20 protein-coding genes, 1 tRNA gene and 1 pseudogene are annotated in these 21,502 nt (G+C 73.5%); 10 read left to right on the plus strand and 12 right to left on the minus strand.

All coding sequences use genetic code 11. From position 1 onward, the window contains the following. The first annotated feature begins 36 nt into the window (after positions 1-36). Together AMK24_RS16725 and AMK24_RS16730 are read left to right on the plus strand one after the other, a co-directional pair. A complete protein-coding gene (locus AMK24_RS16725) occupies positions 37-1,251 on the plus strand; it encodes a peptidoglycan-binding domain-containing protein (RefSeq protein ID WP_242435178.1) in 1,215 nt (404 codons plus the stop codon). Between the two features lie 282 nt (positions 1,252-1,533). Beyond that, positions 1,534-2,196, plus strand: coding sequence for an HAD-IA family hydrolase (locus AMK24_RS16730; RefSeq protein ID WP_073769532.1), 663 nt, complete (start codon positions 1,534-1,536; stop codon positions 2,194-2,196). A 104-nt stretch (positions 2,197-2,300) separates the two neighbouring features. On the opposite strand, the pseudogene AMK24_RS16735 reads toward AMK24_RS16730, so the two are convergent. Further along, positions 2,301-2,841 (minus strand): annotated as a pseudogene (locus tag AMK24_RS16735) (ABC transporter permease). 380 nt (positions 2,842-3,221) lie between these two features. Here AMK24_RS16735 and AMK24_RS16740 point away from each other — a divergent pair. The 3 genes from AMK24_RS16740 (at position 3,222) to AMK24_RS16750 (ending at position 6,574) form a co-directional block, all read left to right on the plus strand. Then, positions 3,222-3,866, plus strand: coding sequence for an HNH endonuclease family protein (locus tag AMK24_RS16740; protein WP_073769533.1), 645 nt, complete (start codon positions 3,222-3,224; stop codon positions 3,864-3,866). 261 nt (positions 3,867-4,127) lie between these two features. Continuing rightward, complete coding sequence (locus AMK24_RS16745; protein ID WP_073769534.1) at positions 4,128-6,041, plus strand: alkaline phosphatase D family protein; 1,914 nt, start codon at positions 4,128-4,130, stop codon at positions 6,039-6,041. A gap of 83 nt (positions 6,042-6,124) precedes the next feature. Further along, the gene (locus AMK24_RS16750) at positions 6,125-6,574 is read left to right on the plus strand and encodes a DoxX family protein (RefSeq protein ID WP_073769535.1); all 450 of its coding nucleotides are present in this window, start codon (positions 6,125-6,127) and stop codon (positions 6,572-6,574) included. Between the two features lie 140 nt (positions 6,575-6,714). Here AMK24_RS16750 and AMK24_RS16755 read toward each other — a convergent pair whose 3' ends face one another. Further along, positions 6,715-7,377 carry a superoxide dismutase family protein gene (locus tag AMK24_RS16755; protein WP_107427416.1) on the minus strand — a complete coding sequence of 221 codons (663 nt, stop codon included), beginning with the start codon at positions 7,375-7,377 and terminating at the stop codon, positions 6,715-6,717. 500 nt (positions 7,378-7,877) lie between these two features. On the opposite strand from AMK24_RS16755, the gene AMK24_RS16760 reads away from it, so the two are divergent. Then, complete coding sequence (locus tag AMK24_RS16760; RefSeq protein ID WP_073769536.1) at positions 7,878-8,711, plus strand: DedA family protein; 834 nt, start codon at positions 7,878-7,880, stop codon at positions 8,709-8,711. A gap of 208 nt (positions 8,712-8,919) precedes the next feature. Here the strand turns inward: AMK24_RS16760 and AMK24_RS16765 are convergent, their stop codons facing one another. The 4 genes from AMK24_RS16765 to AMK24_RS16780 form a co-directional block, all read right to left on the minus strand. Continuing rightward, the gene (locus AMK24_RS16765; RefSeq protein WP_073769537.1) at positions 8,920-9,141 is read right to left on the minus strand and encodes a DUF2277 domain-containing protein; all 222 of its coding nucleotides are present in this window, start codon (positions 9,139-9,141) and stop codon (positions 8,920-8,922) included. Positions 9,142-9,261: 120 nt separating this feature from the next. Then, positions 9,262-9,726, minus strand: a complete 465-nt coding sequence (locus AMK24_RS16770; RefSeq protein WP_073769538.1) for a DUF7144 family membrane protein — start codon at positions 9,724-9,726, stop codon at positions 9,262-9,264. 11 nt (positions 9,727-9,737) lie between these two features. Continuing rightward, a complete protein-coding gene (locus tag AMK24_RS16775; protein ID WP_073769539.1) occupies positions 9,738-10,082 on the minus strand; it encodes a hypothetical protein in 345 nt (114 codons plus the stop codon). 4 nt (positions 10,083-10,086) lie between these two features. Further along, positions 10,087-10,305, minus strand: coding sequence for a hypothetical protein (locus AMK24_RS16780; RefSeq protein ID WP_073769540.1), 219 nt, complete (start codon positions 10,303-10,305; stop codon positions 10,087-10,089). Between the two features lie 159 nt (positions 10,306-10,464). Here AMK24_RS16780 and AMK24_RS16785 point away from each other — a divergent pair, with 159 nt between their 5' ends. After that, a complete protein-coding gene (locus AMK24_RS16785) occupies positions 10,465-11,088 on the plus strand; it encodes a histidine phosphatase family protein (RefSeq protein WP_073769541.1) in 624 nt (207 codons plus the stop codon). 468 nt (positions 11,089-11,556) lie between these two features. On the opposite strand, the gene AMK24_RS16790 is transcribed toward AMK24_RS16785, so the two are convergent. Further along, entirely contained in the window at positions 11,557-12,621 is a 1,065-nt protein-coding gene (locus tag AMK24_RS16790) for an HNH endonuclease (protein WP_073769542.1), read from the minus strand. Between the two features lie 300 nt (positions 12,622-12,921). Further along, positions 12,922-12,996, minus strand: a tRNA-Val gene (locus AMK24_RS16795). Positions 12,997-13,223: 227 nt separating this feature from the next. Between AMK24_RS16795 and AMK24_RS16800 the strand changes: the two genes are divergently transcribed. The 3 genes from AMK24_RS16800 (at position 13,224) to AMK24_RS16810 (ending at position 16,097) form a co-directional block, all read left to right on the plus strand. Beyond that, entirely contained in the window at positions 13,224-14,036 is an 813-nt protein-coding gene (locus AMK24_RS16800; RefSeq protein WP_073769543.1) for a DUF4097 family beta strand repeat-containing protein, read from the plus strand. 71 nt (positions 14,037-14,107) lie between these two features. Continuing rightward, positions 14,108-15,484 carry a hypothetical protein gene (locus AMK24_RS16805; protein ID WP_073769544.1) on the plus strand — a complete coding sequence of 459 codons (1,377 nt, stop codon included), beginning with the start codon at positions 14,108-14,110 and terminating at the stop codon, positions 15,482-15,484. A 394-nt stretch (positions 15,485-15,878) separates the two neighbouring features. Continuing rightward, positions 15,879-16,097, plus strand: coding sequence for an FmdB family zinc ribbon protein (locus AMK24_RS16810; protein ID WP_073769609.1), 219 nt, complete (start codon positions 15,879-15,881; stop codon positions 16,095-16,097). Positions 16,098-16,139: 42 nt separating this feature from the next. On the opposite strand, the gene AMK24_RS16815 is transcribed toward AMK24_RS16810, so the two are convergent. From AMK24_RS16815 to AMK24_RS16830, 4 genes are read right to left on the minus strand one after another with little or no spacing between them, the layout of a single operon-like run. Then, positions 16,140-16,799, minus strand: a complete 660-nt coding sequence (locus AMK24_RS16815) for an O-methyltransferase (RefSeq protein ID WP_073769545.1) — start codon at positions 16,797-16,799, stop codon at positions 16,140-16,142. 27 nt (positions 16,800-16,826) lie between these two features. After that, entirely contained in the window at positions 16,827-17,678 is an 852-nt protein-coding gene (locus tag AMK24_RS16820; protein ID WP_073769546.1) for an HAD family hydrolase, read from the minus strand. Next, on the minus strand, positions 17,675-20,215 hold the full coding sequence (locus AMK24_RS16825) for a phosphoribosyltransferase (protein ID WP_079190539.1): 2,541 nt from the start codon (positions 20,213-20,215) through the stop codon (positions 17,675-17,677). Before AMK24_RS16825 ends, AMK24_RS16820 begins: the two co-directional genes overlap by 4 nt. A 10-nt stretch (positions 20,216-20,225) precedes the next feature. Then, on the minus strand, positions 20,226-21,464 hold the full coding sequence (locus AMK24_RS16830; RefSeq protein WP_073769547.1) for an HpcH/HpaI aldolase/citrate lyase family protein: 1,239 nt from the start codon (positions 21,462-21,464) through the stop codon (positions 20,226-20,228). Positions 21,465-21,502: the final 38 nt, after the last annotated feature.

Below are 21,502 nucleotides of genomic sequence, written 5' to 3' on the forward strand. Positions count from 1 at the left end.
TGCATAATCGCAGGCAGTTCGAGGGAGGGGACCACGATGACCGGACACGCATGCTCGGAGTGCGGCAGACAGAGGGCCGGGGAGCCCGGCACGGAGCACCGGATGCCGTGCCGCTGCGGGGCGGGACCGGGCCCGCTCACGCCGGACGAGCGGCGCACGGCCCACGAGGACCACCGCGCGGCCCGTACGGCGGAGATGGCGGCGGCCGAGGACTTCGACCCGCTGCGCATCCGCCCGTACGTGACGCTGACGGACGGCGGCCCGGCTTCCGAGGACTCCGGGGTGTACGGAGCCACGGAGGCGTCTGGGACGTACGGCACCTCCGAGACCCCTGAGGCGTACGGCACCTCCGAGACCCCGGGGGCGTACGGAGTCTCCGCGGCTTATGGGGCCCCCGATTCCTCCGGGGCCCACGGCTCCCCCGGGCCGTACGGGGCGTACACCCCCGCCGGGGCCCCCGACGCTCACGGCTCCTCCGAGGTGTACGGGGCCGCCTCTGCCGGTGCGGTGCGCCCGGGGCCGGACGAGGACCGCAGGCGTACGGCGGGCGCGGCCCCCGCCTCCGGCCTCGGCCCCGATCCCGTGCGGCCGCGCCGCAGGCGCCCCTTCACGGCCGTCGCGGCGGGTGCGGCGGTGGCCGCGGTGGTGGTCGGTACGGCGGCCTTCGCCGGCGGCCTGTTCGGCGGCTCCGAGGACAGGACGGACGAGGCGCTGCCGGAGATCACCACGAGCGTCCCGGACGCCGAGGACGAACCGGCCGCGTCGGTCGCCCCGTCCCCGTCCCAGTCCGCCTCGGCCGCCCCGTCCCGGACGCCGTCCGCCTCGGCCACGCCGTCCGCCTCGCCGTCCGCGTCCGCCTCCGCGACGAAGACCCCGAAGTCCACGCCGACCGCCTCCGCCCCCGTCTCCGCGTCGCCGGGGCCCGGCGAATCGCCCGCCCCGGGCCCGGGCGACGGCGCCCCGGCTCCGACCCCGACGGCCGATCCGCCCCCGGCGGGGATCGCCGCCACGACGCTGCGGCCCGGCGACCGGGGGCCTCAGGTCGTCGAGTTGCAGAACCGGCTCCGGCAGATCGGGGCGTGGCTCTACTCCGGCCCCTCCGATGGGCACTACACCGACCGCGTGGCGTACTCCGTGGCGTTCTACCAGTCGTACCAGGGGGTCCAGGGCGACCCGACAGGCGTGTACGGGCCTCACACCAGGAGCCTGCTGGAGGCGCAGACGAGTGGAGACCGGCCCGGCCACCGCTGAAACCGCGCGTCCGGCCCGTCCGCCGATCCCCCCGCCTGCTCGTCTCGGGCCGGGGGGATTGGCGTTCCGGCCCCGGTTTTTGTATCGTGGTGGAACAAAGTAGCTCCCGCCCGCACTCCCTGACCGGCGGGCGGGGGTTGCTCTGTTCCCGCCCGGGGCGCCTCACACCGAGGCGCGGCACCCGCGCGGCCCCGCGCACCCCCCTCACCGCCCGCACACCCCGCGACGCACCGCGAGCACCCGGGCTTGATCGCACACCTCCCACGCGTTCTGGAGCAGCCGATGCCGGCCACCGTCCTCACCGCTCACGCCCTCCTGCTGGACATGGACGGCACCCTCGTGAACTCCGACGCGGTGGTGGAGCGCTGCTGGCGGCGCTGGGCGGTCGAGCACGGGCTGGACCCGGAGGCCGCGCTCAAGGTGGTGCACGGCCGTCAGGGGTACGCCACGATGGCCGTCCTGCTCCCGGACCGGCCGATGGAGGAGAACTACGCGGACAACCGGGTGATGCTCGCCCGGGAGACCGCCGAGGTCGAGGGCGTCGTACCGATCGGCGGGGCGCCCGCCTTCATGGCCGCGATCGCCGGGCTGCCGCACGCCCTGGTGACCTCCGCCGACTCCGCGCTCGCGAACGCCCGGATGGGCGCCGCCGCGCTGCCGATGCCCGCCGTGCGCGTCACCGCCGAGCAGGTGTCCGCCAGCAAGCCGGACCCCGAGGGCTTCCTCAAGGGCGCGGCGGAGCTGGGCTTCGACGCGGCGGACTGCATCGTCTTCGAGGACTCCGAGGCGGGCATCGCGGCGGGCCGGGCGGCGGGCATGCGCGTCGTGGGCGTCGGCCCGCGCGCCGCGGCCCTCGCGCCCGACGTCCATGTGGAGGACCTGACGCAGGTACGGGTGGAGGCGGCCGGGGACGGCACGATCCGCCTGCACGTCGACGAGCGCTGACCCGCCCGGCCGCCACCCGCGAGCCCCCGTCCCGGACCGCACCCCGGGGCGGGGGCTCGCGTGTGCGTCCGGCCCCGCCGAGCCGGGCGCCCGCCCCGGCGGACTCAGTCCCGATGCGGCAGCCCGCGGGCGACCGGTTCCAGGACGGCGGCGACGGCCACCGCCTGGACCGCCGTCAGCGCCACCAGGACGAACAGCTGCGCCGCGCCCGCCTTTACGGGTGAGGCGCCGCCCGGCGGCATGCCCACGAACGCGCCGGGCAGGGTGGCCGGACCGTCCGTCCGGGCCTGCCGTCCGGGCCTGATCGGGGCCGGACGGCAACGCGTCCGACGCCGCAGGCCGTACGATCTCCAGCCGCGCGTCCCGGTCGAACGGCCCGAGGACCGGGCCCGCCTCCACCCCCCGCGCCGATGGGTACGGCCGCCCGGGGCCGGGAGCGGTTGCCGGTGATCCGGCGGTCCACACCGCCACGCCGAACACCAGCGCCACGAACCCGGGGAACGGTGCCGGGGAGCGGACCACCCGGCCGATAAGCAGGGAAACGGCGGCGAGTTGGGCCGTCGCCCGCGCCCCGCCGACCGGGATCTCGCGCGACCGCCCCAGCGAGGCCCGGGCGGCGACGGCGGCGACGGCGAGGACCAGCAGGACGGCGAGAACGGCACCGAGCGTGACGGAGGCCGGGAACGGTACGCGGCCACGACAGGACCGCGGACACCTCCTCCTCGCCCTCGGGGCGGACCGTACGGGCCAGGGCGGTCGAGGCGCGGACGCCCGCCCGGCCCGACCGGGGGCGCGCGAACCGGACGCCGCACGCCCCACGCCCCGTCAAGATCCACCGAAAGAGCCCCTGGTGACGGTTTCGCGCGCCCACGCGACCCGTCACTCCCCTCGCACACCTCTTGATGTGACGTGCACATGTCGTCACCCTGTTACCTGACGCCCACCCCACGGAAACCCGGCGTCGCCACCATGGGCGGGCTCGTTCGATCGCCCGCCCACGCACCCCCCACGTCAAGGGAGTTCGCATGTCCGGAATCTACGCGCGTCGCCTCTCGGTCGCCGCCGCCACCGCCGCACTCGCCGCCACCTCGGCCCTGTTCACCGCCCCGAGCGCCCAGGCCGCGATGCCCACCCCGGTCAGCGCCGCGACCGCGCGCACCTACCTCGGCCAGCTCCCCGTGGGCGCGGAGGGTTCGTCCAGCGGCTACAGCCGCGACAAGTTCCCGCACTGGATCACCCAGTCAGGGGCCTGCAACACCCGTGAGGTCGTCCTCAAGCGGGACGGCACCAACGTGCAGCAGGACTCCTCCTGCGCGGCGGTCAGCGGCCGTTGGTACTCCCCCTACGACGGCGCGACCTGGAGCGCCGCCTCCGACGTGGACATCGACCACATGGTCCCGCTGGCCGAGGCGTGGCGCTCCGGCGCGAGCAGCTGGACCAACGCCCAGCGCCAGTCGTTCGCCAACGACCTGACCCGCCCTCAGCTCATCGCGGTCACGGACAACGTGAACCAGGCCAAGGGCGACAAGGACCCGGCCGAGTGGATGCCGCCGAGCTCCTCGTACAAGTGCACCTACGTCCGCGCCTGGGTCCACGTCAAGAAGCACTACAACCTGAGCGTGGACTCCGCCGAGAAGAGCGCGCTGCAGTCGGCCCTGAACGGCTGCTGACCGACACGTCGGTGAGGCCGACACCCCGCTGAGGCCGGCGCCCGGGTGAGGCCCGGCGCGCATCCCGGGCGGCCGTTCGGGGGGCCGCGCACCCCGGGCCGCCGGGCCCGGTGCAGCGCACACCGGGCCGCCGTTCGGGGGCGGGCCGCGCGCCGCCGCCGGATGCCGCCCGCCGCCGCACCCGCCGGGGCCCGTGCGTCCTCTCCTCGCGTTCTGTACGTTACGGAGCCCATCCGTGACGGCGTCGCGAGGAGACAACACATGGCCGGGCTGCGCCTGGGACCACTGCTGCGGTACGTCGACTGGGAGTCCGGGTCCACCGCGACCGTCTGGGTCGAGGCGAGCCGTCCGTGCACCGTGGAGGTCCGGTGCGCCGACGGCGCCTCGGGGGCGTCGCCCACTTTCTCGGTCGCGGGGCACCACTACGCCCTGGTGGTGGTGACCGGGCTGACACCCGGCTCCACCACCGCGTACGAGGTGCTGATCGGCTCCCGGCGCGTCTGGCCGCCCGAGGACTCCCGCCTCCCGCCGAGCACCATCACCACGCCGCCCGCGACGAGGCCCGCGCCCGCCGCCGAGCAGACGGCCGGCAGCGTCGGGCCCCCGGCGGCGGACGGTCCGGCGGGCCCGGACGGCGGCCCGACGACAGGCGAACCGGCGGGCCCGGACGGCGGCGGGGCACCGGCCGACCCGGACGACCCGGACGGCGTCCGGATCTCGTTCGGGTCGTGCCGCTGGGCGGCGGCCCCCGGCGACGGGGACGACCCCGTGGGGCCGGACGCCCTGGTGACCCTCGCCGCCCGCCTCGCGGCGGACCCGGGGGCGCGACGGCCCGACGTCCTGCTGCTCCTGGGCGACCAGGTGTACGCGGACGAGACCTCCGTCGCGACCCGGCGCAGGCTGGCCGCCCGCCGCGACCTGAACGAGCCGCCGGGCGCGGAGATCGCGGACTACGAGGAGTACACCTACCTCTACGACGAATCGTGGCGCGACCCCAAGGTCCGCTGGCTGCTCTCCACGGTCCCCAGCTGCATGATCTTCGACGACCACGACGTGATCGACGACTGGAACACCAGCGCCGCCTGGCAGCGGGACATGCGCGCCACCCCCTGGTGGCACGAACGGATCGTCAGCGGCCTGATGTCCTACTGGGTCCACCAGCACCTGGGCAACCTCTCCCCCGCCGAACTGGCCGCCGACCCCGTCTACGCGGCGGTCACCGCCGCGCCGGACGGCACCGAGGCGCTGCGCCGCTTCGCCGCCGGCGCCGACGCCGACCCCACCCGTGCCCGGTGGAGCTACCGACGTGTTTTCGGCCGAGTACGGCTGGTGATGGTCGACACCCGCGCGGCCCGCGTCCTGGCCGAGGAGCGACGGGCGATGCTCGACCCCCACGAGGCGGACTGGCTGCGGGAAGCGGTCCTGAGCGACCGCGCTTCGTATGACCATCTGCTCATCGGCAGCTCTCTCCCCTGGCTGCTGCCTCCGCTCATCCATGACGCGGAACGCTGGAACGCGGCTTTGTGCGCGGGCGTACGCGGATCCCGCTGGGCGCGCTGGGGCGAGAAGCTGCGCCGCGCCGCCGACCTGGAGCACTGGGCCGCCTTCCCGGAATCCTTCGACCGGTTCACGGAGTTGCTGCGGGAGGCCGGGAGCGGCCCGGACGCTCCGGCGACGGTGTGCGTCCTCTCGGGCGACGTGCACCACGCCTACATCACCGAACCCCGGTGGCCGAGACCCCGACCGGACCGGGTATCCGGCAGTGGCCACGAGACCGGGTCCGACGCCGGAACGACGTCCGGCAGCGCTTCCGGCACCGCGCCCGGCGCGGCCCCGGCGGCCCGCGTCCTCCAGTTGACCTGCTCCCCCGTGCACAACTCGGCGCCCCGGTCCATCCGGGCGGGTTTCCGTTTCGGCTGGAGCCGGACGGGCCGGTGGATCGGCCGGGCGCTGAGCCGCCACGGCCGTACGGGCGTGCCGCCGGTGGCCTGGGGCAGGACGGGCGGCCCCTGGTTCGGCAACCAGCTCATGACCCTGACACTGCGTGGCCGGAATGCTGCGCTGACATTGGTACAGGCCAGAGCAGGCACCCGGGGAGCCCAGCTCGAAGCGGTTCTTGAGCGTTCACTCACCCCTGAGAATGAGGCACTTTTCAGCCACTCGACAGAATGTTGAAGTTGCAAGTACTGATGAGGTTTCCCTAACCTCGGCGCTCAGTCGGTTCACGTCCCCACCACGACCGAAGGAGCACACCCCCCATGCCCGTCCGCTTGAACCAGGCCCAGCCCTACGTCCTCAGCCTCTTCCGCTTCGTCGTCGGCCTGCTGTTCGCCATCCACGGCGCTGCCACGCTCTTCGGGGCGTTCGGCGGCGACCAGGCGGAGACCGGCGCCTGGCCCGGTTGGTACGCCGCCCTGATCCAGCTGGTCTGCGGCTCGCTGGTCGCCCTCGGCCTCGGCACCCGTGCCGCCGCCTTCCTCGCCTCGGGATCGATGGCCTACGCGTACTTCAAGGTGCATCAGCCCGAGGCGCTCCTGCCGATCGAGAACGGCGGCGAGCCCTCGGCGCTGTTCTGCTGGGCGTTCCTGCTGCTCGTCTTCACGGGCCCGGGTGCGGTCGCCCTGGACCGCTTCTTCGGCTCGCGGAACACGACGGCCGCCACCGAGCACTCCCCTCACCGCGACCAGGCCCGGGCCGTCTCGATCTGACCGGTGCGTCGGCCGCCGGGACGGGGCCGGCGGCCGACGCACCGGATCACGGAACTACGGAATTACCGGGCTACCGGAACGTACGCCGGCCACCTCGTACCCGGGCAGACGGATCGCGCACCCGGAGTGTGAGGGCCCGGTCACCCCCGGGGCCCGAACGGGACCGTGAAGCAGGCGGCCCGCTCCCCCGCACCGCCCTGGCGGTCGTGGATGATCACCGACCGGGCTCCACCCTCCCGGAATCCCCAGTCCTGCAGGGCCAGCGCCCTCCCGTCGCCGTCCTCGTCCGTCCGGAAGTCGAGCCACACCTCGTTGACCGGGTCGGCGGTCGCCGCCGGGCGGTGCTGATAGTGCGGCCCGGCAGCGGCGGGGTCGGCGCCGCACGGCGAGGTGTGCACGTGCATCCCGTAGGCGTGGCCGGGCACGAGCCCGCGCAACCGGGCTTCGACCCGGGTGCCGGACGGGTCCGCGAGTTCCGTGACCTCGACGCGCGCCCCGGCCGGCACCAACCGGGTGTCGTACGTCAACGCGTCGGACGGCACGAAGGAGCCGGGCGGCGAGAACACCCCCGCCGCCCGCCTCCACGAACTCCCGCCCACGGTGACACCGTCGTCCCTGCGACTCGGGTCTCCCCCGCGGCCTGGCCGCTGCGCCGGGGCCGCCGCAGCGGAAACACTGTGCGCGCCGTGGTCGGCATGGCCGGCGGGAGCGGTGAACGTGCCGCCGGCGCCCGCTCCGTGGGCGACGGCGGCACCGCAGACAAGCGTTACCAGGGCCACCGCGCCCACCAGCACGCCCGGCACCCGCAGGCCCCCCGCGCTCACACCCGAGGCCGCAGGCAGTCCCCGGACCGGGCTCTGGGCCGAGGCCGGAGCCGGCGGCGAGGCCGGGCCCTGGGCCGGGTCCGGGGTCGGGCCCTGGGCCGGGGGAACCGCACCGTCCAGGACCCGGGAGGCCCCACCGTCCGCGGCTCGGAAAGCCCTGCGTCCGGCCTCCGCACCGCGCCGGCCCCCCATGGCGGCGGCCCCCTCACGCCGGACCGCATTCCGCCGTCCGGAAGTCGGGTGCGCCGCGCCGTGTCCCCTGCGTACCATCCATGCCGTCATACGCTGCTCCTCGTCCGTGCCGGTTCGTTCTCCCCGCCTAACGGGGACACGGCCTGAAGGTGTACGCGACCTGTACAACACCACCGCCCTGGGCGATGGCCGAAGGACCCTCACGCGTACGCTGTAAAGCTGAACCTGCCGCTCCTGCCGCTCCCCTGCGACGTCGCGGCGTTGACACGATCGGGGAGTAGTAGACGGTGCTGGAGAGTGTGGGCGCGCTGACCAGCAGCCCATGGATCTACGCGGTGGTCGCCCTCTCCGTCCTCCTGGACGTCTTCCTGCCCCTGCTGCCCAGCGGCGTCCTCGTCGTCACGGCCGCCACGGCGGCGGCCGCGGGCTCCACGACCGTGAGCGGCGCGGGGGGAGGCGCCGGGGGCCAGGTCCCCTCGCTCGTCGTCCTGGTCCTGTGCGCGGCCACCGCCTCGGTGCTCGGCGACCTCGTCGCGTACCGGGTCGCCTGGCGCGGAGGAGACCGCCTGGACCGGGCCATCGCCCGCTCCCGGCGCCTCACCACCGCGCAGGAACGTCTCGGCGCGGCGCTGAGCCGGGGCGGCGGGGCGCTGGTGATCATCGCCCGGTTCGCTCCGGCGGGCCGCTCCGTGGTCTCGCTCGGCGCGGGCGCCGCCCACCGCAGGAAGCGGGACTTCCTGCCGTGGTCCGCACTGGCGGGGGTGGCCTGGGCCGGTTACAGCACGGGGCTCGGCTACTTCGGCGGCCGGTGGCTGGGCTCGACGTGGTTCGGCACGGCCGTTTCGGTGCTGGCCCTGTTCGCGGCGGGCGCGCTGGCCGCGTTCATGGTGAAGCGCCGCCCGGCCACGGCGTCCGCGCCGGGGGTGGCCATGGCAACGGGCCCCGTGCCCGAGGGCGCGGACCCCGGAAGCGAAACGCGAACCGACCTCGCAGCCACCCCCGTGCAGCGCTCGGCGGCCACCGCCCCGGCCGCACCGCCGACGTCATCGCCGCTCGTGTCCGTACCCGCACCGGTGCCGTTTCCGGCCCCCGCCCCCCTGAGCGAGCCGTCAGCGCGCTGACGGAGGGCAGGCGGCGGCAGGACGCCTCTCATGCGTCCGCCGCACACCACACCGACCCCCGGCAGCCGCGCGCAGCCACCCCCTCACCGCCCCCGCACCGCAAGGGCGGGCTTCCGGCAGGGCGGCTTTCCGGAGGGGCGAGTTTCCGGAGGGGCCGCTTCCCGGGGCGGGCCTGGCTTCCGGGAGCGGGCCGGCCTCCCCCTGAGACTCAGTCCCGCGCCGTGCCCCGTACCACCAGCCCGTCGAGCAGCTTCATCGTGGCGGCGGTGATCTCGTCGACGGCCTGGTCGAAGACCTCCCGGTTGTGTGCGGCGGGCGCGCGGAAGCCGGAGACCTTGCGTACGTACTGGAGGGCGGCGGCCCGCATGTCCTCCTCGGTGGCCTCTTCGGGGAGGGCGGGCGGTCGGAGCGTCTTGATACTGCGGCACATGTCTCCAGTGTGGACCGCCTCACTGACAACCGGCAGCCGTCCCCGACACGGCGGACGCGTCGGTCCGACCGGCTCCGCCGCACCGGCGCCGACGGCCTCCGCCACGCCGGGGTCCTCGCCTCAGCCGGTCCGCCCCGGGGCGTCCGCGTCGGACCGGTCGGTGCACAGGGCCCAGATGACGAAGACGTCGATCGCGATGGTGACGATGGCCCAGACCGGGGTGTACGGGAGCCACATGAAGTTGGCGACGATGTTCAGGGAGGCGAGCATGACGCCCGCCACGCGGGCCCAGGTCGCGCCTTTCAGGATGCCCACGCCCACGAGCACGAGGATCACGCCGAGGACGAGGTGGATCCAGCCCCACGAGGTCACGTCGAACTTGAAGACGTAATCGTTGATCCGCGTGTAGACGTCGTTCGAGGCGATGCCCGTGATGCCTTTCAGCACCCCGAGGATGCCGTCCACGAGGAGCAGGACACCGGCGAACATCGTTCCTCCGGCGGCCCAGGGGCTGCCGGAGCGTTCGCCGGGCGGAGGTGCGGCGGGCCGTGAGGCACCCGGTGCGGGTGTGTCGAACTGGGACATGTGAGCTCCTTTCACAGGGCGCCGACCGGGACGCCGCGTCCTTGGGCGTCGACGGTGAGTGCTGCCCCCTCCACGTGGTGGTTCACGGCGCCGATCGGACGCACGGTCCCCCGTGCGCGGCACGAGAAGACAGCGGAGAGGGCGGGCGGCAGATGGTTGACGGGGTGGCCTCGCACCAGCACCACCCGGGTTCCGGAGCGCGTCCCGACCCGCCGCCCGCCGCCGACGCGGCGGCTCACGATCCGGTCCGGCGCCAACGCGCGTCGTGCCGCGTCCGGAGGCTCGTCCCCCGCCGTGCGGTAGCCGAGCGGCGGTTCGATGGGGACGCTCTCGCATGCCGTACGACGACGTTTCACAGGATCATCCCCAGGTGTCGAGGTCGCCGCCGCGCCATTCGATCAGGCCGGGCCGGTCGAGCTCGACGACTTCGTCGGGCCCCGGGGCGAACCCGGCGGCTCGCAGCAGCGCGGCCACCTCGCCCCGCCCGTGGGCCAGGCCCACGATCCGCCCGTGGACGGTGACCCGCCGCCCTCCGGTCGGGGAAGGCGGATGGACGATGACGGGCGGGTGCTTCGCCATGCCTCCACGGTGCCCCGAGCACCGCCTCAGCGCATCCCGAGGGGCCGGTTCCGTGACCGGCCCCGGCGGCCGGGCCGGTCACGGAACCGGCCCCGCGGAGACGGGCGTCCCCTCTGACATTCCCACGAACGATCATGAACGCCCACGGAGGACCCGCCCATGACGGCAACCGCCGCCCGCTACCTGTACATCACCCGCCACGCACAGGCGACCCCGGACGAGAGCTCCCTGACCGATGTGGGCCGCCGCCAGGCCGCCCTGCTCGGGGAACGGCTCTCCGGGGCCCCGATCACGGCGATCCACCACGGTCCGCTGCCGCGCGCCGAGGAGACGGCGCGACTGATCGGCGAACACCTGGCGGGGGCCCGTCTGCTGAGGTCCGACCCGGCGGGCGACTACATCCCGTACCTGCCGCGCCGGGAGGAGTTGCCGGCGGAGTCGGCCGACGAGACGCTCGCCCGGCTGGCCGGGTTCCCGGCGGCCGAGCGGGAGCAGGGCCCCGGGCTGGCGCAGGAGGCCCTCGCGCGGTTCACGGGACCGGCCGAGGGCGACGAGCCCCGCCACGAACTCCTCGTCACCCACAACTTCCTCGTGGGCTGGCTCGTCCGGGCCGCGCTGGAGGCCCCGCCCCACCGCTGGCTGGGCCTCAATCACGCCAACGCCGCGCTGACGGTCATCCGTTACGCGCCGGGCCGCCCGCCGGGCCTGCTGCTGTACAACGACACCGGCCACCTGCCGGCCGAACTCCGCTGGTCCGGATTCCCGCCCGAGCTGCACGTCTGACCGAGACCGCGCTGGGTCGGACCGTACGGACGCGGGCGCCCTGCGGGACCGCCCCGAAGCACGGGAACGGGCGGGGACGCGACGGCGCCCCCCATCACGGTCGTCCGCCCATCGGCCTCGGGAAACCGCCCCCAGGCGGCCTCCCGCAGGATCTCCGCCAGCATCTGCCCCATGAAGCACCATCGTGCGACCTGTCGTTCGTTCGAACGCCGCCCTCGTGTCCCCCGGTTCCAGAAACACAGGCCTGCACACCGGGCCAAACCCCGGACGAAGGAACGACGAAGGCCCCCGATCCTGATGGACCGGGGCCTCGCGCCGGTGGGCGCGGACGGTTTCGAACCGCCGACACCTGGTGGGGAAGCTCGGCCGGAGGCAGCCAAGCCTCTGGCGGGCCCGGCCGTGACTGCCCTCCAGGGTTCTCCGGGGCTGCGGTTGGCCACCGAGGTTGATGTCGGCAATGGAGTCAGTTCACAGCTTCGGCATCTGCTCGTCGGCTGCCTTGCGCGGTCGCGTCAAAGCCGCCGCGGCACGCCTGTCGTCTGCATGCTTCTGCTCTATCGAGGCTCGCAGCTCCCCCGGGGTCGGCCATGGCGCACGCCGGTGGATCATGCGGTGACAGTTGGCGCAGATGAGGGCGAGATCGCTGAGCTTGGTGCGGCCCTCCCCCGCTACATGGAGCGGAAGGACGTGATGGCACTCGATGTATCCGGTGCCGCGGTCCCCGTAGACCTTCTCGAAGTCGAAGCCGCACGCTTCACAAGCGAGCTGTCCGCCCCGCTGAAGAACAGAAGCGATCTTCTTCTTGCGCAAGCCCTTGTTCCGTTCACGCGCCCTGTGGCGGCGCATGAGCAGCCGGCCCTCCGGCGCGCTGAAGTCGTCGCCGAACTCCTCGTCCTCAGTCGGCGCGAAGGACTGCAATTCGCCAGTCGCGATACCCTGACGGATCAGCCGCGCCGCTTCGGCCATCTCTTGTGGCCGGGCAAGGAACTCGTGCAACACAGCGACATCCAGGGCTCCGCCCTTCGTGGGCTTCCCCCGGTATTCCGGGTGGCGGGTGGCGATGTCGAACGTCTTGCGGGCGACGCCGTTGGAGTTGCGGAACTTGTCGTTGCGGTCCGCCTCTGCGTGGATGGGAAGCAACTGGAGGAGGGCAGACAACTCCGCCACCCGGCTGTCCTCGGCGTCCAGTCCCTTCCAATCGTTCTCCATTACCAGGTCGCAGGCAAGAACGATCTCGTCACGGGCCCAGTCCGGATTCTGGATGGCCTTGACCTGGAAGCCCACTCGCTTGAGCCACGCCGCGGCATGATCCTTGCCGCCGCTGAACTCGTCCCGTGTGAGGGCCCGCCCCTGATCCCACTGGTGGGCCACCCCCGCGACGGCCTTGGAGTCGTACTCCTGGCCCTCGTGGACCAACACGTAGGACCGTGCCTCCCCGAAGCCGTACTTCGTCAGGAAGGCTTCACGCCCCAACTTGTCGTGCTCCCCCAGGGCCTTGAGCACGGACTCTCGCGTGATCGCTCCTTTTCGCATAAGACGATCGTAGGGGTGCCTACTGACAACACCCCCGCGTCCACAAGAAGCACCGTAGCGGCGCATGGCCTGTTCTGTAGGCTCGCACATCGTTCGAGGCCTCCCCGTCAAGGAAGATTGCACCAGCACCCCATGAGAACGTGACCGAGGCGAGATCGCCGAGCGGGCTGAACCGCAGCCGTCGAGCCACTTGGACCGCATGGTGAAGCGGCAGCCTCCCGACCGTGGGTGGCCGCGTCCGTTGATGTCGGAAGTGGATGCCGAAGACCCCCAGCCGTGATCGGCTGGGGGTCTTCGTGCTGGTGGGCGCGGACGGTTTCGAACCGCCGACATCTGCTTTGTAAGAGCAGCGCTCTACCCCTGAGCTACGCACCCGTGGATGAGGCCACAGCCTACATGGACCAGGGCCGCTGCTCATAAACCGTCCCGGACGGGCCGGCGGCGCGGGGCGGGGGCGGGGGCAGACGCCCGGGGGATAACCCCACCCCGAGACGGTAGCGGGCCGGATCCCGGCGGGGGTCGGGGGTGCATACGGTGGTGGAGCACCGGCAGGAACGCCCGGTGGCACTGTCCGGCACAACGTAACTGGGGGACCGATCACCGTGGACACCTTGACGAGCTCACCGACCCGTACGCGTTCCGGGGCGCGTCTCGGGGCCGCCGGGCGGGCCCTTGCTCTCGGGGGCGGAGTGGTGTTGCTGGCGCTGGCTCTCACCGGGTGTGGGAGTACGGACGTGGACGGGGCTCCCGTCGAGCGCAAGTCGTTCGCTCTGGAAGGGAAGACTCTGACCATCGACGTCGAGAACGGTGTCGTGGACCTCGTGCCGGCCGACGTGAAGGAGGTCGAGGTGGAGCGGCAGCTCGACGGGTGGGTGGTCCTCGGCAGCGGGCCCGATGCCGTCTGGAAGATGGAGGGCGACACCCTCACGCTCCGGGTGAAGTGCGATGGCCTCATCAACAGTTGCGACTCCCGGCACCGGGTGAAGGTGCCGCGCGGGGTCGCGGTGACCGCCGCCTCGGACAACGGGAGGGTCGCCGCCACCGGCTTCGACAGCGCTCTGGACCTCTCGTCCGACAACGGGGAGATCCACGTCCGGGATGCGGGCGGGGCGCTCATGCTGAAGAGCGACAACGGGGAGATCCGGGCCGAGCGGATAACCGGGCCCTCCGTGATCGCCCGCGCCGACAACGGAGAGATCCGGCTCGGTTTCTCCTCCGTGCCCGACCGCGTGGACACGGTGAGTGACAACGGGGGCATCACCATCGATCTGCCGCCGGGCGGCCAGAAATACGCGGTGGACGCCTCCGCCGACAACGGGGACGTCTCCATCGACGTGCCGCGCGGCGACGACGGCGCCCATGTGGTGAAGGCGCGCAGCGACAACGGGCACGTCACCGTGCGAAGCGCGAACTAACCGACCCGTGTGTTCGTCCTTACCTGGTGGGAGAATGTACCGGGCAGGGCGAATCGGCACGGGAGAGGGATGTGACGGCGACCAACGCGCGGCCGAGGGCAAGAGCGGGTGCGAGGGCCGCCGTGGGGGGCGGCCGGGACGTGCTGACGTTGATGTTGCTGCCGGTGCCCCTCTTCGTCGCGGTGCTGCCCGCCGCCTTCGCCGGCGGGGGTACGCGTCGATGGTTCGGCGGGCGCGGGGAGAACCAGCGGGCCGAGGCTCAGGCAGCGAAGGACGCCGCGGCCGAGGCGTTCTACGAGCTGGACACCGCCCAGCGCGATCTCAAGATCTCCATCGAGACCATCAACGCCGTGGACAGCTCTGCGCGCGGCCGGAAGGCCGCCGAGGACTTCGACGCGCTTGGTCGGCGCATCGACGAGGCCAGCCGCACCTACATCACCGCGGTCGACAGCCATGACCTGGACCGGGACGACCTGGAGCCCTCCGTAGCCGCCAAGGCCCGCACCGAGTTGACCCGGGCCAAGGACGACCTCGTGCGGGTCAAGGGCGAGCTGGACCGGTTCGCCCAGGGGCTCGGGCCTCTGCTGGGCAGCGCGGAGACCCAGCTCGCCCGGCTCGCCCCCGCTGTCGAACGGGCCCGGCAGGCGCTCCTCGCGGCGAGCAACGCCCTCGATTCCGTACGGGCAGCGGGTCTGCGCGCCGATGATCTGGCCGCTCGGCTCGCCGCGCTCGCCCCCGAGCTGACCAAGCTGAACCAGGGCGCGGGGCAGCACGGCGTCCAGGAGACCCTGCAGCGGGCCGACGTGGTGCTGCGGGACGCGGAGGCCGTGCGCGCCGAGGCGGAGCGACTGCCCGAGCGGGCAGCCGAGATCGACCGGCGGCTGGTGTCCCTGCGGACCCGTGCCCAGGCGCTGACGAACCGGGCGGGCTCGGTGGAGCCGGTGCTGAGCGAGTTGCGGCGGCGTTTCTCCGCCGCATGCTGGCAAGACCTCCAGCCGGTCCCGGAGCAGGCCGCCGTGAAGGTGCGGCAGGCCGAGGACAAGCTCGCCGAGGCGGCCAGGGCGCGCGAGGAGCAGCGGTGGGCGGACGCCACGTCCCGGCTGTCGACGGTCCGCGCCCTGCTCAACGCGACGGACGAGGCGGTCTCCGCCGCCGGGGACCGGTTGCAGCAGCTGAACGCCGTGGCGAAGGACCCGCAACAGGAGATCGAGCGGACCCGGTTCGCGGTGCGGGACGCCCAGCGCCTCGCCATGGCCGGTCGGCACACGCCGGACCCCCGGCACGCCCGGCCGCTCGACGATTCCGTCGCCCGACTGGAGCGCGCCGTCGCCGGGCTCGAAGGGCGCCACCCCGACTACTGGCACTTCCTGACCGAGACGGAGGCCGTGCGACAGACCGCCGCCCGGGTCGTCTCCGACATCCGCGAGGAGCGCGGCGCGGGCACCTGAGACCTCCTCCTTCCTCCCTTTTCCCTCCCCCTTCCCTCTCTCCTCCTCCCTCCCCCGTGTGGGGGTCCGGGTAGCCGAGGACCGCCCGGGACCTCACACGGCCTCCGGGGTGCCGGGGGTGGGGTCGGGAGGCGGTGTCAGAGGGTGCGGGCAGGGGGCCCGTGGGCAGAGGGAAGGGGCGGGGCCAGCAGGCATGGCCCGGGGCGCGGGCAGGGGCGGGCCCGCAGGCGGGGCCCGGGAGGTGGGCAACGGGGCCAGGAAACGTGACCCCGGGGCATGGGCAGCCGGGCCCGCAGGCGGGGTCCGGAGCGTGGGCAGCCGGGCCAGGAGGCGGAACCCCGGGGAGGTGGCAGGGAGCGTGGCCACCGGGGTGGGTTGGCTCTAGCCTGTGTTCATGCCTCGTTACGAATTCCGGTGCCGCACCTGCGGAGACACGTTCGAAGTCAGCCGTCCCATGGCCCAGTCCTCCGACCCGGCCGCCTGCCCCGCAGGCCATGACGACACCGTCAAGCTGCTGTCCGCCGTGGCTGTGGGCGGCGCCGCCGGGTCCGCCCCCGCGCCCTCGGGTGGGGGCGGGGGCGGCGGCTGCTGCGGGGGCGGGTGCTGCGGCTGACCTCCAGGGGTGAGGGCCCCGCGGGCGCTCGTCGAGCGCCCGCTACTTCTTGCGGGACAGCGTCAGGCCGTCCGAGACCGTCAGCATGACGCTGTCCATCCGCGGGTCGGCTTTCACGTGGTCGTTGAACTCCTGGATCGCGGCGGCGGGGCCGGACGCCTCCGGGTTCGTGACCTCACCGTGGAAGAGCACGTTGTCCGTGGCGATGACCCCGCCCTGCCGCATCCGGGGCACCAGTTCCTCCCAGTACGCGATGTAGCCGCCCTTGTCCGCGTCCAGGTAGGCGAAGTCGATGTGCGGCTCCTCGGGCATCGCGCGCAGTGTGTCCAGGGCCGGGGCGATCCGGAGGTCGATCCGGTCCGCGACGCCCGCCTTCTCCCACGCCTCCCGGCCGTACGCCGTCCACTCCTGCGAGATGTCGCAGGCGATCAGCGTGCCGTCGGCAGGCAGCGCCCGGGCCATCGCCAGGGCGCTGAACCCGGTGAACGTACCGACCTCCACCACGTGCCGTGCGCCGACCAGCCGGACCAGGAAGGCGAGGAGCGGGGCCTGTTCCTCGGCCGACTGCATGCCCGCGTGGTCGGGGAACCGTGCGTAGGTGGTCTCCACCAGCTCCCGCTGGACCGGGCCCAGCGGTGGGTTGTGGGCCAGCATGTACGCGTACAGCTCGGCCGTGATCGTGGTGTCGTTGCCCATGGTCATGCCCCCACCCTTCCCCACCACGCGCCCTCACGCAGCGGCAGCCGCCAGGAACCTGCGCAGGATCTCCTCCCCCGCCGCACCGCCGCGCTCCTCCAGCGCCGTCACGTGCAGGGCCCGCCAGCCCTCGTCGGCCAGTTCGCCGTGGCCGGGACGCCAGCCGAGATCGGCGGCGAGCAGCAGGTCGGCGTCGAGAAGGGAGTCCCCGGCGGCGAACGTGCGCGTCGCGCCGGTCCGGCGCGCGACCTCGCGCATCGCGGCGCTCTTGGTGAGCGGTGCGGGCACGGCGTAGACCTTGCGGCCCTGGAGGGAGACGGTCCAGCCGCGCGGCCGGGCCCAGGCGGCCAGTTCCTTCACCCACTCCTCGGGGAGGAGGGAGCGTTCGACGACGAGGTAGGCGAAGAGGTCCTCGGCGACCCGCTCCTTGAGCAGCCAGGCCGGGTCGGCGGTCGTGGCGAGGTGGGCGCGGATCTCGGTCAGCGGCGCGCACTCGGCCGCGATCCGGTTCTCCACCTGGCGCTGCCAGTCGGGGTCGAAGACGCCGTCGACCAGGATGTGGCCGCCGTTGGCGCAGATCGCGTACCGGGGGGCGGGGCCGGGGAGGTGGATGCGCCCGTACTGCTCGCGGGTGCGGGTGGTGGTCGGCACGAAGACGGTGGAGGCCGCCACCTCGGTGAGCAGGGCGGCGGCCGTCTCCGTCATGTACGACAGGGGCTTGTGGCCGTACACCTCGACGCACAGGAGCCGGGGGGCCTCCGCGTCGGGCATGGCCAGGTCCAGCGAGGCCGCCGAGTAGATCAACGTACGGTCGAGGTCGCTCGCCACCAGGGTCGTCGGGGCGGTCGGCGTCGGCGGGGCGGTCGTGCTCGCGTCCGTGCTCATGCGCCCTTCACCGCCGTGCCGTCCGCGCCCGTCGCGCCGCGCGTGAACCGGGGGTGGATCAGGCCGACACAGCTGTACGGGAGGTCGTCGACCTCGTCGACGGGCACGCCGCGCTGTTCGGCCAGCAGCCGGATGTGCTCCAGGTCCGGGCGCGCGCCGCGGCGGGCGAGGATCTTCCAGGGGACGCGGCGGAGCAGCACCCGGGTGGTCTCGCCGACACCCGGCTTGACCAGGTTGACGTCGTGGATGCCGTACTCCTCGCTGATCCGCTCGACCGCCGCCCAGCCCTCCCAGGTCGGGGCGCGGTCGGCGGCCAGCAGTTCCTTCGTCGCGTCGTCGACCTCGGCCGCCACCTCGTCGAACCGTGCGGCCACCGTGTCGAGGAAGTGGCCGGAGACGTCGGACGCGGCCAGCTCCCGGTAGAACTTCGCGCCGTGGAAGTCGTCCGGGCCGACCAGGTCGGCGCGGAGCACCGTACGGGAGACGAGGCCGGAGACCGTGGAGTTGAGGCAGGCGGAGGGGATGAGGAAGTCCTCGCGGGTGCCGTACGTCCGCACGCAGCCGCCCGGGTCGGCGAGCACCGCGATCTCCGGGTCGAAGCCCGCCGGGCCGCCCGATGCCTCGAACGCGCCGATGGCCGCCGCCAGTTCGCGGGTGATGGCGCCCTTCCCCGTCCAGCCGTCGACGAACACCACGTCGGCCGGGTCGTGATGGGCTGCCAGCCAGCGCAGGGCGGTGGCGTCGATGCCCCGGCCCCGGACGATGGAGATGGCGTAGTGCGGCAGGTCCACGCCGTGCCGGTGCCGGGCCCAGCGGCGCATCAGCACGCCGACCGGCGTTCCGGCGCGGGCGAGCGACACGAGGACGGGGCGCGGGCCGCGTTCGGCGAGGACCGTCTCGGTGACGGTGCCGACCGCGCGGGCGATCCGGGCGGCGGAGGTCTCCAGGGCCGCGGAGAACAGCTCCTGGTAGGCGGGGGTCGGCTGGTACTCGACGGGCAACGACTCCGCGTAGTGCGCGCCGCCGCTCTGGATCGCCTCCTCGCGTTCCTCGGTGGGCGCCTCCAGTTCGGTGTCCGAGAGGTCCTGGAGCAGCCAGCCGACCTCGTCCGGCGCGTAACTGGAGAAGTCGGGGCCTCGGAGGGGCTCGGGCAGCACGGCGGGCTCCTGGTGGGGGGCGGGGGCGGGGCGGGGGAGATAGGAGGGCACGACCGCCAGGAGGAGCCGGCCGGTGTGTTCGGCGAGCCGGGCCAGCAGTCCGTCGGGGGCGTGCAGTTCGGGGGTGTCGGCGGTGGAGTCGACGACGGCCACCACCGCGTCGAACCCGGCGCCGGCCACGTTGTACGCGTACCGGTCGCCGGGGCCGTCCGCCGGGTCGTCGTGGGCCGGGAAGACGAGCCGGGTGCGTATCGCGTAGCCGGGGTCGTCGACGGCGAGGACGGGCGAGCGGGTGGTGGTGGAGTAGCGGACCTCGGCGTCGGCGCCCAGGACCTCTTCCAGAGCCGTGCCGAGCCGCAGCGGGGCGTACATCAGCTCCTCGAAGCCGAGGACGAGGATGCGGCGGGGGCCCCGGCCGTGGGCAGGGCCCTGGCCACCGTCCCGGTCCGGCGCGTCGGAGTCCAGGGCGGCCGCGATCCGTTCCGCCATGGCCGGGAGCGCTGCTTCCAGGGCCGCCCGGTGGGCCGGGGTGAAGCCGTGCCGGCCGCCGTCGGGGACGCCAGCCGGCCAGTCGAGGCCGACGCGGGTGAGGGGGGCGGGGGCCGGGACGGAGGGCCGTGCGGAGGCGGGAGCCCGCTCCTCCTGCTCCGCGACCAGGGCCTGGCCGCGTTCCAGCACGCCGTCCGGGAGGCTCACCGTCCCGGTACCGCGGGTCACCAGGTCGACGCGGGCGCCGATCTCGGCGGCGAAGGCGGTCAGCCGGTCGCGGTCGCCGGCCGAGCGCATGTCGACCAGGGCGACGATGACGTACCGCTCGCGGGGGTGCAGGGCGTGCAGGGTGCGGATGGTGTTGAGGACCGTGTTGCCGGTGGAGAACTCGTCGTCGACCAGGACCAGGACGGATGCCGTCCCGCCGCCCGCCAGCAGGTCGCGGTCCTCCGGCAGCAGCAGGTGCGAGGTGGCGTGGGAGTGGGACTCCTCGAAGCCGCCCGCCTGCTCGGCTCCCGTCACCGGGCGCCGGGTGGAGTGCAGGTACGGAGCGTCCCGCAGGCCGTCCGCCACGGAGTGGCCGAGACCGGTGGCCGTCTCCGCGTACCCGAGGACCACCGCGCGGCGCGCCTCCTCGGGGCCGAGCAGCGCCCGTACCCGCTCGCCCAGCTCGTACCCGGCCCGGTGGACGACGGAGGGCCGCTGGGGGACGTGTTTGCCCAGCACGTTGGAGACCAGCAGGTGCGCCCGCTTGGGGTTCCGGCGCAGGGCCAGACCCAGCAGTTCCCGGAGATCTCCGTCACCTTCGAGGGCGACGCCCAGCCGTTCGGCCACCCAGTCGCCCGACCACACCACGTCCACGGTCTCTTCTCTCGTCGCGCGCTCGCTCATCGACGCGCGCTCAGTTCGTCAGGCCGGCGGCCAGCAGGTCCACGAAGCCCACGTCTTCCCTCGCCACCCCGAACGCCTCGGCCCGCAGCAGCGTGCGCTCGGCCCAGGCCCGGTGGGGCTTCACCTCGTTCATCTTGTTCGTGTACGCCGAGCGCAGCACGCCGCCGCCACCGCGGTCGGGGTCCAGGATGTCCCGGGCGTCGGTGTACTCCTCGTGGCTGACCACGGACAGGGCGTGGACCGGCGCCACGTGCGACGGGTGGATGCAGGTCTTGCCGAGCAGCCCGTTGGCACGGTCGAGCTCGATCTCCCGGAGCAGCCCGTCGAGGTCGTGCTCGATCAGCGCCGTACGCAGTTCCTCGGCCCGGCCCTCCAGGAAGGGGCTGCGGCGCAGCTGGGGCTTGAACATGCGCTCCTGGCGGCGGAAGTACTCCCAGACCGGTCCGGTGATCGTGAAGCCGGAGCCGTCCGCCCGGCCGAGCACGTTGACCACGTCGGCGATCACCGAGGCGACGATGTGGACGTCGTACGCCGTCATGTCGGGGGCGCGGCGCAGTCCGTACGCCGAGCAGAAGTCGGTGACGCCGAGCCGCAGGGCGAGTACCCGGTCCCGGTATTTTTCGACGCTGCGGGCGATGCCCCGGAGGGTGTCGCCGCGCGTCTCCAGGTGGAGCAGCTCGGGCGATTCGAGGACCGGCATGGCGAAGAGCCGTCGTCCGCACGCCGCCTCGGCCTCGGTGAGCGCCTCCAGGAAGTGGCGCCCTCGCTCCTCGGTGAATTTGGGAAGCACGAAACCGGACAACATGTGGACCGATTCGCCGAGACGGCGCACGAGGTCGGTGATCTGACCCGGTTCCCGGACGCGGATGAAGAGGAGCGGTAGGCCGGGGCCGGTCGCGCCGTCTTCGCCGTCCGGGCCGCGCTCGGCGGACTCCGCCGCTCCGCTTCCGGCCGCCCCTGCCGCCTCCCGGGCGGCGAGGGCGGCGAACTGCCTGATCAGATTGGCTTCGGCGCCGGGCACCTCGGCGTCGTCGATCGAGTCCTCCAGGCACAGCACCATGGAGACGACGCCACGAGCGGCCTGCTTCAGCACGTCGTCCGCGAGTGACGGACGGGTGGCCGGGGAGTAGAGCGTGGCTCCCAGGGCGACGGAGAGCATGCGTGCCGGGGAGTCGGCGGTGAAGACGCGGGGCTCCCGGTGGAACAGGCCCTGGCGGGCAGTGGGCGATATATGCCCGAAGTGACGCATCCTTTTCCCCCGAACTGCCTGACCGACCGAACAACACA

Source organism: Streptomyces sp. CB02366, from assembly GCF_001905905.1.
Taxonomy (GTDB): Bacteria; Actinomycetota; Actinomycetes; order Streptomycetales; family Streptomycetaceae; genus Streptomyces.